The organism is uncultured Bifidobacterium sp. (genome assembly GCF_959020145.1).
GTDB lineage: Bacteria > Actinomycetota > Actinomycetes > Actinomycetales > Bifidobacteriaceae > Bifidobacterium.
Window position 1 is genome coordinate 101,640 of the sequence record NZ_CAUEQY010000003.1, and the last position, 16,587, is coordinate 118,226.

At 59.6% G+C, this 16,587-nt stretch carries 14 protein-coding genes; 5 read left to right on the forward strand and 9 right to left on the reverse strand.

The window, feature by feature from the left end; translation table 11 throughout:
* Positions 1–14: 14 nt before the first annotated feature.
* Together Q5H33_RS02155 and Q5H33_RS02160 are read right to left on the reverse strand one after the other, a co-directional pair.
* The gene (locus tag Q5H33_RS02155; protein WP_021913833.1) at positions 15–719 is read right to left on the reverse strand and encodes a response regulator transcription factor; all 705 of its coding nucleotides are present in this window, start codon (positions 717–719) and stop codon (positions 15–17) included.
* Positions 719–1,777 carry a sensor histidine kinase gene (locus tag Q5H33_RS02160; protein ID WP_302422756.1) on the reverse strand — a complete coding sequence of 353 codons (1,059 nt, stop codon included), beginning with the start codon at positions 1,775–1,777 and terminating at the stop codon, positions 719–721. Before Q5H33_RS02160 ends, Q5H33_RS02155 begins: the two co-directional genes overlap by 1 nt.
* A gap of 371 nt (positions 1,778–2,148) precedes the next feature.
* Here Q5H33_RS02160 and Q5H33_RS02165 point away from each other — a divergent pair, with 371 nt between their 5' ends.
* The 4 genes from Q5H33_RS02165 to Q5H33_RS02180 all read left to right on the forward strand — a co-directional run bounded on the left by Q5H33_RS02165 (position 2,149) and on the right by Q5H33_RS02180 (position 6,214).
* Positions 2,149–3,135 (forward strand): ABC transporter ATP-binding protein, encoded by a 987-nt coding sequence (locus Q5H33_RS02165; RefSeq protein WP_113736316.1) that lies wholly within the window; start codon positions 2,149–2,151, stop codon positions 3,133–3,135.
* A gap of 44 nt (positions 3,136–3,179) precedes the next feature.
* Entirely contained in the window at positions 3,180–4,430 is a 1,251-nt protein-coding gene (locus Q5H33_RS02170; protein ID WP_038444645.1) for an ABC transporter permease, read from the forward strand.
* On the forward strand, positions 4,417–5,706 hold the full coding sequence (locus tag Q5H33_RS02175; protein ID WP_033499700.1) for an ABC transporter permease: 1,290 nt from the start codon (positions 4,417–4,419) through the stop codon (positions 5,704–5,706). The genes Q5H33_RS02170 and Q5H33_RS02175 overlap by 14 nt, the downstream gene beginning before the upstream one ends.
* A 115-nt stretch (positions 5,707–5,821) precedes the next feature.
* On the forward strand, positions 5,822–6,214 hold the full coding sequence (locus Q5H33_RS02180; protein ID WP_271719492.1) for a VOC family protein: 393 nt from the start codon (positions 5,822–5,824) through the stop codon (positions 6,212–6,214).
* A 24-nt stretch (positions 6,215–6,238) separates the two neighbouring features.
* On the opposite strand, the gene Q5H33_RS02185 is transcribed toward Q5H33_RS02180, so the two are convergent.
* Positions 6,239–7,600 (reverse strand): MATE family efflux transporter, encoded by a 1,362-nt coding sequence (locus Q5H33_RS02185; RefSeq protein ID WP_055680027.1) that lies wholly within the window; start codon positions 7,598–7,600, stop codon positions 6,239–6,241.
* Between the two features lie 100 nt (positions 7,601–7,700).
* Positions 7,701–8,366 carry a sugar O-acetyltransferase gene (locus Q5H33_RS02190; RefSeq protein WP_302422764.1) on the reverse strand — a complete coding sequence of 222 codons (666 nt, stop codon included), beginning with the start codon at positions 8,364–8,366 and terminating at the stop codon, positions 7,701–7,703.
* Positions 8,367–8,506: 140 nt separating this feature from the next.
* Here Q5H33_RS02190 and Q5H33_RS02195 point away from each other — a divergent pair, with 140 nt between their 5' ends.
* Positions 8,507–9,529, forward strand: a complete 1,023-nt coding sequence (locus tag Q5H33_RS02195) for an AraC family transcriptional regulator (protein ID WP_171024929.1) — start codon at positions 8,507–8,509, stop codon at positions 9,527–9,529.
* 81 nt (positions 9,530–9,610) lie between these two features.
* Here Q5H33_RS02195 and Q5H33_RS02200 read toward each other — a convergent pair whose 3' ends face one another.
* The 5 genes from Q5H33_RS02200 to Q5H33_RS02220 all read right to left on the reverse strand — a co-directional run bounded on the left by Q5H33_RS02200 (position 9,611) and on the right by Q5H33_RS02220 (position 16,525).
* A complete protein-coding gene (locus Q5H33_RS02200) occupies positions 9,611–9,829 on the reverse strand; it encodes a hypothetical protein (RefSeq protein WP_033499703.1) in 219 nt (72 codons plus the stop codon).
* Positions 9,826–10,053: a hypothetical protein gene (locus tag Q5H33_RS02205; RefSeq protein ID WP_229081050.1), complete on the reverse strand. Its 228-nt coding sequence runs from the start codon at positions 10,051–10,053 to the stop codon at positions 9,826–9,828. The genes Q5H33_RS02200 and Q5H33_RS02205 overlap by 4 nt, the downstream gene beginning before the upstream one ends.
* Before the next feature lie 164 nt (positions 10,054–10,217).
* Entirely contained in the window at positions 10,218–11,246 is a 1,029-nt protein-coding gene (locus Q5H33_RS02210) for a LacI family DNA-binding transcriptional regulator (protein WP_302422770.1), read from the reverse strand.
* Positions 11,247–11,272: 26 nt separating this feature from the next.
* Entirely contained in the window at positions 11,273–13,972 is a 2,700-nt protein-coding gene (gene acnA / locus Q5H33_RS02215; RefSeq protein WP_003810651.1) for an aconitate hydratase AcnA, read from the reverse strand.
* A gap of 78 nt (positions 13,973–14,050) precedes the next feature.
* Positions 14,051–16,525, reverse strand: coding sequence for an HAD-IC family P-type ATPase (locus Q5H33_RS02220; protein ID WP_085381055.1), 2,475 nt, complete (start codon positions 16,523–16,525; stop codon positions 14,051–14,053).
* Positions 16,526–16,587: the final 62 nt, after the last annotated feature.

A 16,587-nucleotide genomic window follows, 5' to 3' on the forward strand; every position in this document is an offset into this window, starting at 1 on the left:
CCGGATTCAGCCGGTCAATGCCAGGCCAGCCATTCGACGGCGAGTTTGGTGCGATTGGAGATGTTGGTTTTGGCAAGTATGTCGCTGATGCGGTTGCGGACCGTGCCTTCGCTGAGAAACAGCCGTGACGCGATCTCACGATTGTCCAATCCCTCGGCCACAAGTTCCAGCACGTCCAATTCGCGTTCGGTAAGGCCGGCGAAACGTTCGGATGGTCCGCTGGAATCGGGGTTCCGAGATCCTTGAACTGCCTGCGCATCATCATGCGACACAACGCGATCGACTGATGAGGATTCGTCTGATGTCGTGGATTGCGGACTGACCCGCAGCTTGCTCAACACTTCGGCGCCCATGACCACTTGTCCGGCCATGACGGCTTGCACCGCGGGTATGACGGACGAAACGTCCTGTTTGATCAAGTAGCCTTTCGTGCCTATTTCCAACGCTTTGGCGATGTATGACTCGTCGGCGAATGTGGTGAGGATAAGGATTCGCGCGTTCGGATGCGCGTCAAGAATCGCCTCCGACGCTTGCAATCCGTCCATTCCCGGCATCTGCACGTCGACCAGCAACACATCGGGGGCATCCATCTCATATTGGGTCACCGCATCCGTGCCGGTGTTGGCGGTCCATGCCACATCGGCGGTGCCGGTGGCTTCGAGAATCGTGGATAATGACGAGCAGACGATTGGATCATCGTCTGCGATCGCGACATGCATTAATGCGCTCCTTTCTCCGGTTGCGTCGTTTCCGAGCCACTCGCCGGCTTGGGGATGGATACGAACACGCGCCAACCCTCGTGATACGGCCCGCAAATCGCGGAGCCTCCCAACGCACGAGCCCGTTCCTCAATGTCCGAAATGCCGATGCCTGTGGAATCGTTCGGTCGAATGAACTGCATGGCGACGGCTTCAGCAGACGATCTTCTCACGGTTCCATCATCCTGCACGCACAGCTGCCACAATGCGGGGAAATCGCGCAGGGTGATTGAAACGTTCCTTGCCTGACTGTGTTTGACCGTATTGTTCAACGCCTCGCGAATCGCAGTGGCGAAGCAGCGGGACACGGCCGCCGGCGCTGAATCGATGCCGTTGACCAGCCTCACCCGCAAGGGGCCGGCGCCGTCCATGCCGTGCGCGGCCGTCTCAATCTGCGAAGCGAAATCCGTACCTTCGTCTTTCAAATCATGCACGGCTTTGCGCACCAAAGTCATAGCCTCGCTCACCGTGTCATGAATTTCACAGAAACGTTGGGCCGATTGTTCCTGTCCGGCAACCTGGGCCACCACGTGCGCCGCCTCGGTCTGCATGATGGCTCGGGTCAGCATGTGGCCGACATTGTCATGGATCTCACGTGCGATGCGTGTGCGTTCGGCAAGCGTCGCCGTGCGTACGGCCAACGCACGATCCTCGTCGTTTTCGGCGATCTGCGAGCGCAGGCGGCGAATCTGGTCGCGGCGGGAATCCTGCAATCGCCGCACTTCGCGGGCGAGGTTCGCGCAGCGCGCGCAAAGCAGGCCGGCAGCGAATCCCAGAACCGTTTGGAGCACCATCAATATGACGATGGACAAGTCGGAGGGAACGTGCGAGTCAATCGAACGGAAAATCACTATCGTCATGGGAAGAAGCCACAGCCATCGCGGCACCAACGCTTGCAAGAAGCGGCTGCCATCGACACCAGCGGACGATGATGCCGCGTTGAATGCTGCGATGGGAAGCATCAGATACCACGCCGGCACCAGGCATGCGCCGCAGTCAAGCATGACAATCAACGCCATCGCAAGCCACGAACCCGACGCGTATTCCCCACCGCGGCACAACACACCGCCACAAGCGCGCCGCACATCAGGTCAAGGCCGACATCTCCGGATGCGTATACGCCCATGATCATGCCCATGGCCAGGAACACGGCTTGGAACAACAACCGTTTCATGCCGCCTCCCGTCCGCCGATTCGTGTCTGATTGGTTCGCTTGCTTCCAGAGTAATGCACATGGCGCATGGCACAGCCGGCGGCATCAACGAAGGTGACATTTGTCATGTTCGAAAGTGACATCATTCCGGCAATTGTGACTACGCGCACCATGTCGGGGGCATCCGGCGGCACGACAATGGAATCAAAGGCATGGAGCACGAGAAAGGAGCTCGTCATGGGTGGACGCATGAATGACGCTGCCGATGCGGTCAGCGCGGTCAAGGTCTCGAAACTGGTGAAACGTTACGGAGACATGCTGGCGCTCGACTATTTCGATCTCGACGTGCATCAGGGGGAAATCTTCGGCCTGCTGGGGCCTAACGGCTCAGGCAAGACCACGGCGATCAACTGCATACTTGCGTTGCTCACGTTCGATGAGGGCACTGTGCGCGTGTTCGGCGAGCCGATCAGCCCTACCAGCTATGCGTTGAAGCGGCGTATCGGCATTGTGCCGCAGAACGTGGCCGTGTTCAACGAATTGACCGTTGAGGAGAACATCGATTATTTCTGCTCGCTGTATGTTTCCGACAAGGCAAAACGTCGCATGCTCGTGGACGAGGCGTTGGATTTCGTAGGATTGCGCGATTACCGTACCTATCGTCCGGCGAAACTGTCCGGCGGTCTGCTGCGTCGTCTTAATATCGCCTGCGGCATCGCCCACAAGCCGGATCTGATCTTTTTCGACGAGCCGACCGTGGCCGTCGATCCACAAAGCCGCAATGCGATTCTCGAAGGTATCCAACGACTTAACCGCGAAGGCGCGACGGTGATCTACACCAGCCATTACATGGAGGAGGTCGAGCAGATCTGCGACCGCATCCTCATCATGGATCATGGCCGGCATCTGGCTCTTGGCACCGCGGAGGAACTTAAGGCGATGATCAGCACCGGCGAACGCATCAGCATCGAAACCGATGATCTGGGAGGGCGCTCAGATTCGGCCGATACGACGCTTGCGCGATTGCGCGCATTGCCGTTCGTGACCAACGCCGACTATGACGGCCATGAGCTGACGGTGAACTGCCGCCAGGGCGATCACAATCTCATCGACGTACTGCAGCTGTTGGAGCACGAGGGCACGAATATCGGGCATCTCTCCAGTCGCCAGCCGACGCTCAATGATGTGTTCCTGGAACTGACCGGCACCGCGTTACGCGACTGACTTGGCTTGCAAGGCTTGTGGCAAATCGAAAGGCATGTGACATCATGTGGCAGACGTTACTGATCAATCTCAAACTGCATTTGCGGGAGAAAACGCAACTGTTCTGGCTGTTCGCCTTCCCCATCATCCTGGCCACCATGTTCAACGGCATGTTCGGCAACATCGCGGAAAGTTTCGAGCTGCACACGCTTGACGTGGCCGTGGTCGAGGATAACGCGTGGAAGACGTCCTATGGGGCGCAGACGCTGATCGAAGGCATTTCATCCGAATCGTCTGCATTATCGGACAATCACGTGAAAGTGAGTGCCGATGGCAAGAATGGAACGGGACTCATCAACACGACCAAGGTGGAATCGATTGCGCAGGCGGAACAGCTGCTGGCCGACGGCACCGCGCAAGGCATGCTGCGAATCGATGACGGCAGATTGCGATTCTCCGTCTCACAGTCGACGCAATCGTCCGCGTCCGATGTGATGGCGTCGAGCAGCGGCTTGGATATTTCGCTGACGGTGCTGGGCAACATCGTGGACCTGTACAACCGCAACACCGATGTGGTGGTGGACATTGCGAAGCACAACCCCGAAGCTCTGATGAATGGCAAGGTGACCGGCAGCATCGGTTCGGCGAATGGCTATACAAAGGAAATCCAGCTGACGAATTTTAAACCGAGCGGTACGGCACGATATTACTATGCACTGCTGGGATTGGCCGCGTTGATGGCCATGAGCTTCGCCATCAACGTAGTGACGATGACGCAGGCGAATCTTTCGGCTTTGGGTGTCCGCCGTTCCGTTTCGCCGCTTCCGAAATCGCAGCAACTGCTGGCTGGATTCCTGTCCAGTTGGCTGTGTTCGTTCCTGAGTCTGACCGTGGCCATGCTGTATATCCGGTTCGTCTGTCATATTTCGTTGGGCGGACGTGAATGGGCTGGTGTGGGAGCATGTCTCATGGCTTCGTTCGCGGCGAGCGCATTCGGCACGTTGCTTGGCGCGCTGCCGAAGATTCCAACCGGCGCCAAGCAGGGGCTGTGCACGGCGATCGCCTGCACGTTGTCATTGTTCTCCGGACTGTACGGTTCGTTCGCCATGCAGTTGAGCGACTTGATCGCCCAGCGCACACCGGTGCTGAGTCTGCTCAATCCGGCGCAGCAGATCACGAACCTGTTCTACGACATCCTCTATTACGACAATTTCAAACCGTTCTTCACCACCGCCGGCATCCTTGCCGCGATGAGCCTGGTCTGCCTTGCTGCGGCGACCGTTCTGTTGAGGAGGCAACGCTATGAATACCTGTAAGACGGCGCTGAGAATTCTCAAATCGCGCAAGATGTACCTGGTCATCTATTTGGGGTTCATCGGCATCATGATGTTCGCCATCAGCTGGCAGATCATGCGTGGCTCGATGACGGGTGGCGATGAGGTGTTCCATCCCGATACGGCACGTGTGGCGGTGATCGACCGTGATGGCGATGCCGATGGTATTTCATCCGCGCTGCGTTCCTATCTTGCGTTGGATGGCGAGATGGTGGACCTTGCCGACGATTCCGAGGCGTTGCAGCAGGCCGTCGCTTCGAACTATGTCGATTTGATCGCAATTGTGCCGCACGGCTTCGCTTCGGATTATCAGAAATATCTGGATGGTTCGTCAAATGACCAACCGACTGTCGAAACCGTTGTCAGCTACACTTCCGGAGCAGGCTCCCTTTCGCAGCTGGAAGTCAACGAATTCCTGTCATTGACACGCACCGCGTACTTGGGTCAAGCCGGGAAGCAACAGTCGATGGAAACGGCCATGCGGACGGCGTTGGATACCGCGAAAGCAGATGCCAAGACGTCGAAAATAGCGGTGGTGCAATCGCCATCCGCAGATACTGATAATACCAAGCCGGCGGCATCCGCATTCGCCGGCACCATCAAAACGGGACTCTATCCGTTGCTGCTGGTCATGCCGATCTGCACGTTCCTGGTGATTGGCACCTTCAATGACAGTGAGATTCGTCGCCGCCTGTATTCGTCGCCGACGCGTCTGGTGTCGTTGCAGATGCAGGAGATGCTCACCTGCGCCACCTTCGGCTTGGTGGTGTGCGTGGGTTACACGGCGGCGACATTGGTCTTGATGGTGGCCGCAGGAGTGCCGTTCGACGGGATTACATCCACGAATGTGGCTTTGACGTTCGTGTCGCTGCTGGCGTACACGTTGATGGCAATCGCCTGCGGTTTCCTTCTGGGGTCGGTTGGTTTCTCGGAAATGGCGGTCAATGCGTTCGCCAACGTATTCGGTCTGCTGTGCATGTTCACGTCGGGTATGGCATTCCCCATCGATATGATGCCCGAACCGATGATCATGATCGGCAAGCTGCTGCCGGGATGGTGGCTGTGCGTGTCCATCGACAACGTGTTCGGGCTTGGCACGGCGGCCGCAACCGGTGTGGATTATGGTTCTTGGGCATCGTCGGTCGGCTTGGTGGCATTGTTTGCAGTGGCGTTCATCTGCCTTGGTCTGGCATTGGGGCGTATCCGTCGCACACGCCCGTCCTTGGCCTCCCCCACCACCACGCAGTTGGCCAAGTAAATCACCAAGTGTTCCGTTCCATCGGCCGAGTCCCGATGGAACGGAACATCCGCCTTTGCCGTAGGCTCTCAATCAAATCGGATGGAACCGGACGAAATCGGACTAGGCTGAAAGCATGATCGACCACATTACACTTCATGTTTCGAACGCGGAACGCAGCATCGCATTCTATACGAAAGCTCTGTCTCCGCTCGGATACATTCCAAAAGCCCATCACGAACCGACCATCGGTTTCGGCGTGGATGACGGCACGCCCCGTTCGGATTTCTACATCTCCCCGATGGACGATCCGACGCAACAGCCGATTCCCACGCATATCGCCTTCCATGCAACGAACGAACAAGCGGTACGCGACTTTTATGAAGCCGCGATCACGGCAGGCGGAATGGATAACGGCAGACCCGGACCACGTGCCTACCATTCCGGGTATTACGCGGCCTTCGTGCTCGACCCCGACGGCAATAACATCGAAGCTGTCACAGACTGGTCGCACACAAGCCAATCATGAAATCGGCCGCCGAATCGCAAAAAGTCATCGGGTGACATTGCGCAGCCAACGGTACTTGCGGTAGTGCAACAACGCGGGAACCATTTTGATGCATTCGTCGGTGTTGAGCAGCGCATACACCACCAACACGGGCAGTTTGAACACGAACGCGGCCAACAGCCCGACCGGCACCACAATCAGCCACATGACGATGGCATCGCACATGAGACCGAACTTCGCATCGCCGCCGGCTGGAAAAATGCCGGCGATCGTCAGATTCGTCATGCATCCGCATGCCGCGTAATATGCGCAGACGAACAGCATGACCGACAGGTACCGTGTGGCTTCGGGCGTAAGGTTCGCCCATTGCAAAGCCAGCGGACGCGCCGCGACAATCAACAGTCCCGTCGCGGTACCGACCACGGCCACCAGCACGCACATCCTGTCGCCCATCGCCTTCGCCTGTCGGAAATCTCCACGTCCCAGCAGATTGCCGACCAAAATGCCGCCGGCATTGCCCAGACCAAGGGACAGGCACACCAGCAGATCCTTGACGATATTGGCGATGGAATTGGCGGCGACGGCGTCCGCACCCAAATGTCCCATGATCACGGTGTACATGGTGAAACCACATCCCCACACCAATTCATTGCCAAGCACCGGCAGGCTGTATTTCCAGAAATCCTTCTGCAACGGCCCATCGGGATGCAGCACATGGCCAAGTCGCAGGTGGGGGCCACGACGGGTCGCCACGACCGACCATGCCAGCTCAATCGCACGCGAAATCACCGTGGATATAGCCGCGCCGAAAATGCCAAGCGCGGGAATGCCGAGACTGCCGATACCGTAAATCAGCGCCGCGTTCAACACGACGTGCACGATCACGCCAACCGTGCTGACCGTCATGCCCATCACCGCGGAACCGGTGTTCTTCATCAGACACAGGTACATCTGGGACAGGCCGATGAACAAGTACGACAATGACGAAATCCGCAGATATCGCGCGCCAAGCATGATCAGCGTGCCGTCATTGGTCATGATGGACATCAACTGTTCCGGCACGAGCAGTGCCGCCAGGAAGAACGCCGTCGACAGCATTCCGGCATACAGCATGACGAATCCCAGCACGCGTTCCACCGCGTCACGGTTGCCGGCACCCCAATACTGCGCCACGAGAATGCTCATACCCAGGGTCAGGGCCGCAGTGAACAGGCTGAACAGGAACTGGAACTGCGTGGCGAGCGAGACGGCGGCCAACTCGTTTTGCCCTACCCCCGACAACATCAGCGTGTCGGCGCAGGACGACAACGACAGCATGAGCTGTTGGAAAGCGATAGGCAAAGCCAATTTGAATACATGGCCGAGGAATTCCCGGTCCGGCATGATGGTGCGCACGATAGTCTCCATTGGAATACAAGCCCGTTTCAGACGACGGACAAACGAAAACGCCGGGATATGCAGGCCGACCAGCCTTATCCCGACGTTGGGCCGAATATTGGGCGAGGTTTTACAGCGAATCCTTCCATGCGCGGTATTCGGCGGCCTTGCCCTCCCAGTATTCACGGTCCGCATCAGTGATCTTGCGAATCACATGGCACGGGTTGCCCACGGCCACCGAATGGGATGGGATATCCTTGGTCACCACGGAGCCTGCACCGATCACCACATCATCGCCGATGGTAACGCCCGGACAGACCACCACGCTGCCGCCGAACCACACGTCATTGCCGATGGTGATCGGACGGGCCCCTTCCGGACCGGAAGCGCGTACGGCCGCATCGATTGGATGGTATGGCGTGTACAGGCCGACGCGCGGGCCGAAGAAGACACGGTCGCCGATGGTGATTCTCGCCACGTCGAGGAAGATGCAGTCCATATTGGCATAGAAGTTGTCGCCGATATACGTGTTGCAGCCGTAATCGCAGTTGAATGGCGGTTCAAGGAACGCGCCTTTGCCGAGTGAACCGAACAGTTCGCGGAACAGCCTGTTACGTTCCTCGAACGCGTCGTATGCGGACGTGTTGATGGCGTGCACCAAGCGGCGTTTACGCATGTTCGCTTCACGCTGCATATCACCGCAAATATACAATTCGCCGGAAAGCATGCGTTCCCACTCGTTCGTAGGCACCGCCGCATTATCCACGGCAACGGCCGCACCTTCATTCTCCGCCATTGAAAGCTCCTTGTGAATCTGTTTGTCAATCGTTTGACGTCCTTTGACACCATTCAACACCACCAACATCGACGGCAGCACTCGCAATGTTGTAGAATCATCCTTGTTCTTTGCATTATCTACCGTTTATTAGAGTAGTCATGAACACTGCCGATGAAGACGCACAGATGGAACGGGACGAATGGGCCTCCCGTGAGGTGATGCCCATCACCAATTGGGGTCGCCGACCCGATGGTTCGGAGATAGTGCAGTATGACGCGCCGATGTTCTTCTCCTTCACCGAGCATTCGCTGCTCCACCAGTACCCCCATATGCGTGCGGAATGCCATTGGCATGTCGACCTTGAACTCACCTACATCATCCATGGGCATATGTGGTATTTCGTCAACGGAGAAACAGTCCGGCTCGATGAGGGGCAGGCGATTTTCGTCAACTCACGTCAGCTGCATTACGGTTTCACCAAGGACGGTTCCGATTGCGAATTCTCCTGCACGTTGCTCAATCCGGCTAAAATGTGCGCCTCATTCGAAGTGTACGACCGTTTCATCGCGCCGTTGATGGCGGAGAACACGATGCCATATGCCGTCATCACCGACGACACGGCCCCCGGTCGGCGGCTGCTCGCCACCATCCGACAGCTTCATGCGGCGAAATTCGGTCCGCTGGAGCGGTCAGAGCGGTCAGCCGAACCGTTGCCCGCCGACGATATGACGCTAACCGACGATACCGAGGCGTTGACGGTGCTCAGCTGTTTCTATGCGGTCGTCCGCGACATACTGGCGATCGCCGGCAGTCATTGCGCGACTTCCACAGCGCCGCACCCCCGCATCGTGACGCTACGCAAGATGATCGATTACGTGCAGAGATATTACGTGCGTCCGATCACCTTGAAGCAAATCGCATCGGCCGGATCGGTGGGACGCACCACTTGCGCATCGATATTCCGCGAATCGCTCAACCAGTCGCCAATCGAATTCGTCAACGACGTGCGCGTGCGCGCCGCAGCCAACCTGCTGGTAACGAGCTCGCTGCCTATCGCCACGGTCGCCAAACAGACCGGTTTCTCATCCGCCAGTTTCTTCTCCCGCACCTTCCACCGGTTCATGGGCGTCACCCCCATCACGTACCGAACCACGCATACCAAGCGGAAATCCGAGGAATAAAAACAATCGGCTGCATGCCCCACGCCGTCACGCATAAGGACACGCAGCCGATTGCGTCACATCAAGCCGGAAAGGACACGTTCACTTCCTCTTCAGTCCGCGGGCGATGGAGGCGTTGCGCACCTCGACCGTGCCGTCGGTGGCGAAGACGCCCAACGACTCGCCCGGACGCTCGTACATGCGCACATTCAACGCCACCCCATCCACGTGCAACGTGCCGATGGTGTCGTCGACGACGAGACGGATGTGGTACGTATGCCCCGCCTCGAGGCCGATGGGCCGTTCCAGGCCGATGTTCATGACGTGAACTGGTCCTGCTCGTCGTCGCCGCCGCGCGGGACCGCCACGCCGCAGTCACGGTAGTCGACGAAGCCCTTGGTGGTGGCGAGGTCCCAGCCGAACGGCTCGCCGAACGGTTCAGGGTTGCGGTTGCCCCTCTGGTGGAACAGGAAGAACTCGTCGCCCTTGCCGAACGGCATGCAATCACCGAACCACGTGCCGGGGAACTGGTAGTAAAGCTTCATTGGCCTTGCCTTTCCTTGTGTGGCGCCTTTGGAAGGCAGTCACCCATGACCGTCATCGCAATGACGCTATTTCGCTTCGTATTGCTTCGTTTAAGCGCTTAAATGATTTAAACGCTTAAACGAGATATAGCATTGAAAAACGGAATGTCAAACGATTGACGTGTCTACAACGTCCGCACTGAATCCCGAGGCACTGCCGGGCATTGGACATGAACCGGCTCGAACCGTTCGGAGACTATCTCCGATTCGTCATTGTCGGCTCCGCAACGACGCAACAGGGTACGCACGCCCATCACGCCGAGATCGTACTGAGGAAGGCCAACAGTGGTCAAAGCGGGATGCATGTGGGCCGAAATCACTTCCTGGTTGTCGAAACCGACCACGGAAATATCGTCCGGCATGCGTTTCCCCGATTCCCGCAACGCGTCGTACAGGCCGAGCGCGGTGCGGTCGTTATGACAGAACACTCCGGTCGCACCCGTCGCCAACACCTGTGCTGCCGTTCCGTAACCGCCTTCCTGATCGGCGGTCACGGACAGCACCAGCGAAGGGTCGAAATCGACGTCGAACCGCGCAAGCGCGGCCTTGTATCCCGCAAGACGGCCAACCGAAGCGGATGACGGCGCGGCATCGTTGACGAATGCGATACGCCGGTGTCCGGCTTCCAACAACAGCCGTGTGGCGGTGGCGCCACCCTGCACTTCGTCCGGCACCACCGCGGGGAACCGTCCGCGCTCGTCATAGCAGTTGACCAGCACGGACGGCATTCTGCCAAGCTCGTCCGGCGGAGTGATTGAACCGTGTACCCATTTCGAGTAGATGATGCCCTCGACCTGGTGTTCGAACATGAACGAGAAGGTTCTGCGTTCCACGTCTTTTCTGCCGTCGGTATCCACCACCAGCAGAATTTTCCCATTGCGCCAGGCTTCGTCCTGCGCGCCTTGGATCACCTGGCCGGCGAAGGGCGATGTGGCCACTCCGTCGCTGATGAAGCCGATGATGTCGGAGCAGCCTCGGGCCAATCCGCGGGCGAGCGCGTTGTGATGGTAGCCGAGTTCGTCAGCGGCCCTGCGCACCTTGCGGCGTGTGGATTCCGTGATCTGCACGTCCCGGTTGTCGTTCACCGCCCATGAGGCGGTTGCGATGGAGACACCAGCCGCTTCGGCCACGTCCCGCAATGTCACTTTCGCCATGCCCGCGTATCAGCCCCGTCCGACGCCTAGCGCATCAGGTTGCGCAGGACGTACTGGAGAATACCTCCGTTGCGGTAGTAGTCCGCTTCGCCTGGCGTATCGATGCGAACGACGGCATCGAATTCGGTCGTGGAACCGTCCGCGTGGGTGGCGGTGACGTGGACCGTCTTCGGGGTGACGCCCTTGTTGAGCTCCTCGACACCGGAGATGTCGTAGGTTTCGGTGCCGTTCAGGCCGAGGCTCTCATACGATTCGCCTTCGGGGAACTGCAATGGCAGCACGCCCATGCCGATGAGGTTGGAACGGTGGATGCGTTCGAAGCTTTCGGTGATGACGGCTTTGACGCCCAGCATGACGGTGCCCTTGGCGGCCCAGTCACGGGAGGAGCCGGTACCGTATTCCTTGCCTGCGAGCACGACGAGCGGCACATCATGATCGATATAGTCGCGAGACGCTTCGAAGATCGTGGTCGGCTTCTTGTCGAGGAAGTCGTAGGTGTAGCCACCAGGGGTGATTTCCTCGCCGACGGAGGCGAGCAACTGGTTGCGCAGGCGGATGTTGCCAAACGTGCCGCGGACCATGACCTCATGGTTGCCTCGACGGGAACCGTAGGAGTTGAAGTTCTTCGGTTCGACGCCACGGTCGGTCAGGTATTTGCCTGCCGGGCTGGAGGCCTTGAACGCGCCTGCCGGGGAGATGTGGTCGGTGGTCACGGAGTCGCCGAGCAGCGCGAGCACGCGGGCGCCGTGGATGTCCTTGACCGGATCCGGGGTGGCCTTCATGCCGTCGAAGAAGGTCTGCTTGCGCACGTAGGTGGAGTTCTCATCCCATGCGAACAGTTCGCCTTCCGGCACGTCAAGGCCCTTCCAACGGCGGTCGCCTTCGAACACGGAGGCGTAATCCTTGAGGAACATCTCGCGGCTGACGGTGCCATCCACCACTGCGGCGACTTCCTCATTGGTAGGCCAGATGTCCTTCAGGTACACGTCGTTGCCGTCCTGGTCCTTGCCGAGCGGCTGGGTTTCGAAATCGAAATCCATGGTGCCGGCGAGCGCGTAGGCGATGACGAGCGGCGGGGACGCGAGGTAGTTCATCTTGACGTCCGGGCTGATGCGGCCTTCGAAGTTACGGTTGCCGGACAGCACGGAGGTGACGGTCAAATCGTTGGCGTTGATGGCCTCGGAGATTTCCGGCAGCAGCGGGCCGGAGTTGCCGATGCAGGTGGCGCAGCCGAAGCCGACCAGCTGGTAGCCGAGCGCGTCGAGATCATCCTGCAGGCCGGCGGCCTTCAGATAGTCGGCGACGACCTGGGAGCCCGGGGCGAGAGACGTCTTGACCCACGGCTTGGGCTTCAGTCCCTTGGCATGCGCGTTGCGGGCGATCAGGCCGGCGGCGATCATGACGGACGGGTTGGAGGTGTTGGTGCACGACGTGATGGACGCGATCGCCACGTCGCCGTTCTTGATATCGAAGTCGCCACGGAAGTCAGTGGATACCGCGATCGGATCCTGCACGGTCTTGTCGGTTTCGTACGCCGGCAGCGTGGCTTCGAACTTCTCTTTCGATTCGGACAGCCTGATGCGGTCCTGCGGACGCTTCGGTCCCGCGATGGAAGGCACGACGGTGCCGAGGTCGAGTTCCAGGTATTCGGAGTACTGCGGTTCTACGTAGTCCGGATCGGTGGCGTCGCCCCAGAGCTTGTTGGCTTTCGCGTAGGCTTCGACGAGAGCGATCTGTTCTTCGGAACGACCGGTCAGACGCAGATAGTCGAGGGTGACGTTGTCGATCGGGAAGATGCCGCAGGTGGAGCCGAATTCCGGTCCCATGTTGCCGATGGTGGCGCGGTTAGCCAGCGGCACGGAAGCGATGCCTTCGCCGTAGAATTCCACGAATTTGCCGACCACACCGTGCTGGCGGAGCATGTCGGTGATGGTGAGGACCACGTCGGTGGCGGTGACGCCTTCCGGAATGGAACCGGTGAGCTTGAAGCCGACGACGCGCGGCACGAGCATGGAGATCGGCTGGCCGAGCATGGCGGCTTCGGCTTCGATGCCGCCGACGCCCCAGCCGAGCACGCCCAGACCGTTGACGGTGGTGGTGTGCGAGTCGGTGCCCACGCAGGAGTCGAGGTAGGCGAGGTCGCGACCGCGCTCCCCTGCCTTGGTCATGACGACTTTGGCGAGGTATTCGATGTTGACTTGGTGGATGATGCCGGTTCCCGGCGGCACCACGCGGAAGTTGCGGAAGGCCTGCTGGCCCCAACGCAGGAACTGGTAGCGTTCGCCGTTGCGCTGGTATTCGATGTCCATGTTCTGTTCGACCGCGTCGGCCACGCCGTACTTGTCGATCTGCACGGAATGGTCGATGACCATGTCGGACTGGACCTGCGGGTTGATGACCTCCGGATCTCCGCCAAGCTCCTTGACGGCGTCACGCATGGTGGCGAGGTCGACGATGCACGGCACGCCGGTGAAGTCCTGCATGACCACGCGGGACGGGGTGAACTGGATCTCGTGGCTCGGCTGTGCGGCCGGATCCCAATCCAACAGGGCCTTGACATGATCATCCGTGATGTTGGCGCCATCGATGTTGCGCACCAGGTTCTCAACAAGAACCTTCAACGAATACGGGAGATGATCGATGCCCGGCAAATCCGCGATGCGGTAAAAGTCGTAATCCTTGCCGCCCACCTTCAGGGTGTCGAGCTGGTCGTCGCGCACAGACATGCTACCTCCGAGCTTTTGTGGCTGGTTGAAACTTTCCAGCAGCCGATTATCCGTTGCCAACGATACAGCCACGTTACTTCAGCACTGGCGTGTCTTCTTGAAACGTGAGAAAATGGCGACTATTTTCGGCACGCACCACAGGCACAGCACGAAAATGATGGCGGACACCACAAGCGCGATGCCCGTCGCCGCGAGCATTTCGCCGGACGGTATCACGAGCGCGAAGAAACGCGCGACGGGCGGAATGAACATGCCGGCCACGCCCGCCACGGCGAACGCCAATACCAGACCGCCTCTCCACGAGTTGAGTGGACGGGCCACGCGCGCCAGTACGAAGATGCCCATCATCAGCAGGATAATCGCGTTGACGCCACGAAGCATGCCCAGCTGCGCGGCGGAATGCTGTGCGTCCCAGCCCATGAACTTCGGCAACAGCCACGAATCGGCGAGAATCGACAGAGCCGTGGCGATGCCTCCCGGCAATGCGAAGTGCACCACGCGCCTGAGGAAGCCCGGAATGTAGCGGCGCGTGTTCGGCGCAAGCGCGAGGATGAACGCCGGCATGCCGATGGTGAGTGCGCCGATGTAGGTGATATGGCGGGGCAGGTATGGGAATGGGATCTGCGTCAGCACCACGCCGAGCGAGATCAGCGCGGAATATACGGTTTTGACGAGGAACAGGCTGGCCACGCGTTCCATGTTGGCCATGACCTGGCGTCCACGTGCCACCACATCGGGCAGATGCGAGAATTTCGAATCGACGAGCACCACTTGTGCGACGGCTTTGGTGGCGGGTGCCGCGTTGCCCATCGCGATGCCCAGGTCGGCCTCCTTGATGGCGAGCGCGTCGTTCACGCCGTCGCCGGTCATCGCCACGACATGATCGCCTAGGTGCAGCGCCTGGACGATCGCCTTCTTCTGGTCGGGCAGGACACGGCCGAGCACGTCCACGTTCTCCAGTACTTTCGCCAGTTCCGTGATGTCGGTGGGCAGTTCGCGCGCGTCCATGAAGCGTGGCTCCGCGTCTCCGGTGAGCCGTACTTTTCTTGCGATCGCACCGACGGTGACGGGATTGTCGCCGGAGATGATGCGGCAGCGCACGCCCTGCTCGCGGAACCAGGCGAGTGTGGCTTCGGCGTCGTCGCGAATGTGCTCGGAGCATAATACCAGCGCGACGGGCCGCGATGCGGGGTCGATGGCGGGATCGCTTTCGTAATCGGCGGGCGCCTTGCCGTCATGCCGTGCGATCAGCAGCACGCGGTTTCCGTCGTGTGCGGAATCGTTGACCAGTCGAAGAACGTCGGCGTAATCGCCATCCAAGTGGGACAGCACGACTTCCGGCGCGCCCATCGTCCATGCCGCGCCGTCATCGGCAATCGAGCTCCATTTGCGTGCCGACGAGAACGGAACGCGCGCCGCGACGGGACCGGCGGAGAATCCCTGCTTGCCCAGTCCGTTGAGAATCGCCAATCCGGTGCCGTTCGGCTGTCCTTCGTTCGACAGGTCGTACAACGCCTGTTTCACGGCATGTTCGTCAACGGTATTGGCTCCGATGCCATCCAGCATGCGTATTTCGTTGAGCATGATGCCGCCGTCGGTGACGGTGCCGGTTTTGTCGAGGTTCAGGCAGTCCACGCGTGCGAGGGTCTCCACGGATTCGAGCTCCTGCACGAGCGTGTTCTTGCGTGCCAAACGGATGGCGGCGAGCGCGAAGTTGAGCGAGGTGAGCAGTACGAGGCCTTCGGGGATCATGCCGACCACGCCAGCCACGGCGGACACCACGGCGGAACGCCATTGGCCGGTGGAGACGGCTACGTCCCAACCGCCGACCGCGTGCACCTGCGACCAGATGAGCAGCACGCACAGCGGCACGACGAGGAAGGTCATGAATTTGAGGATGGTGTTGATGCCCTTGTTGAGGTCGGACACGGTCTTTTTGTAGACCTTCGCCTGCGCGGTCAAGGTGGCGGCATAGCTGTGCGCGCCGACCGCGTTGACCTTGACCAAGGCCATGCCGGAGACCGCGGTGGATCCGGAATAGATGTCGTCGCCTTCGTTCTTGCGCACGGTGCGCGATTCGCCAGTGAGCATGGATTCGTCGAGTTCCAGGCCCCAGGTGCGCACGATCTGCGCGTCGGCGGGAACCTGTTCGCCGGAGCGGATCCACATGAGGTCGCCGAGCACGATTTCGTTGTGCGGCACTTCGACGTCCTTGCCGTCGCGTCGTACGAGATAGTCGGAGGCTACGAGGATGGAAAGCTTGTCGAGCGTTCGTTTGGCTTTCAGTTCGGTGATGATGCCGATGCCGGTGTTGATGAGGATGACGAGGCCGAACACGGCGTCTCTCCATGATCCCGTGACCAATACCATGACCATGGCGGCGAAGATGATGCCGTTGAACAGGGTGAACACGTTGGCTCGCACGATGTCGGCGAACGAACGTGACGTGGACGATTTGACGGCGTTGACCTGCCCGCTTTCCGTAAGGGCGGCGACTTCCGCTGCGGTGAGCCCCTTTTCACTGGTTTCAGGCATGGTTTGACTTTCGCTCATGCTGCCAGCATACCGCTTGGCGATGCGCGCCCGCAGGCTTTTCCCGTAAAGCTCCGGCAAAA

Bases quoted from the DNA above. Each gene is read 5' to 3' on its own strand.
- Q5H33_RS02155 (WP_021913833.1), bottom strand. From the start codon at position 719: ATGCATGTCGCGATCGCAGACGATGATCCAATCGTCTGCTCGTCATTA.
- Q5H33_RS02160 (WP_302422756.1), bottom strand. From the start codon at position 1,777: ATGGCGTTGATTGTCATGCTTGACTGCGGCGCATGCCTGGTGCCGGCG.
- Q5H33_RS02165 (WP_113736316.1), top strand. From the start codon at position 2,149: ATGGGTGGACGCATGAATGACGCTGCCGATGCGGTCAGCGCGGTCAAG.
- Q5H33_RS02170 (WP_038444645.1), top strand. From the start codon at position 3,180: ATGTGGCAGACGTTACTGATCAATCTCAAACTGCATTTGCGGGAGAAA.
- Q5H33_RS02175 (WP_033499700.1), top strand. From the start codon at position 4,417: ATGAATACCTGTAAGACGGCGCTGAGAATTCTCAAATCGCGCAAGATG.
- Q5H33_RS02180 (WP_271719492.1), top strand. From the start codon at position 5,822: ATGATCGACCACATTACACTTCATGTTTCGAACGCGGAACGCAGCATC.
- Q5H33_RS02185 (WP_055680027.1), bottom strand. From the start codon at position 7,600: ATGGAGACTATCGTGCGCACCATCATGCCGGACCGGGAATTCCTCGGC.
- Q5H33_RS02190 (WP_302422764.1), bottom strand. From the start codon at position 8,366: ATGGCGGAGAATGAAGGTGCGGCCGTTGCCGTGGATAATGCGGCGGTG.
- Q5H33_RS02195 (WP_171024929.1), top strand. From the start codon at position 8,507: ATGAACACTGCCGATGAAGACGCACAGATGGAACGGGACGAATGGGCC.
- Q5H33_RS02200 (WP_033499703.1), bottom strand. From the start codon at position 9,829: ATGAACATCGGCCTGGAACGGCCCATCGGCCTCGAGGCGGGGCATACG.
- Q5H33_RS02205 (WP_229081050.1), bottom strand. From the start codon at position 10,053: ATGAAGCTTTACTACCAGTTCCCCGGCACGTGGTTCGGTGATTGCATG.
- Q5H33_RS02210 (WP_302422770.1), bottom strand. From the start codon at position 11,246: ATGGCGAAAGTGACATTGCGGGACGTGGCCGAAGCGGCTGGTGTCTCC.
- acnA (WP_003810651.1), bottom strand. From the start codon at position 13,972: ATGTCTGTGCGCGACGACCAGCTCGACACCCTGAAGGTGGGCGGCAAG.
- Q5H33_RS02220 (WP_085381055.1), bottom strand. From the start codon at position 16,525: ATGAGCGAAAGTCAAACCATGCCTGAAACCAGTGAAAAGGGGCTCACC.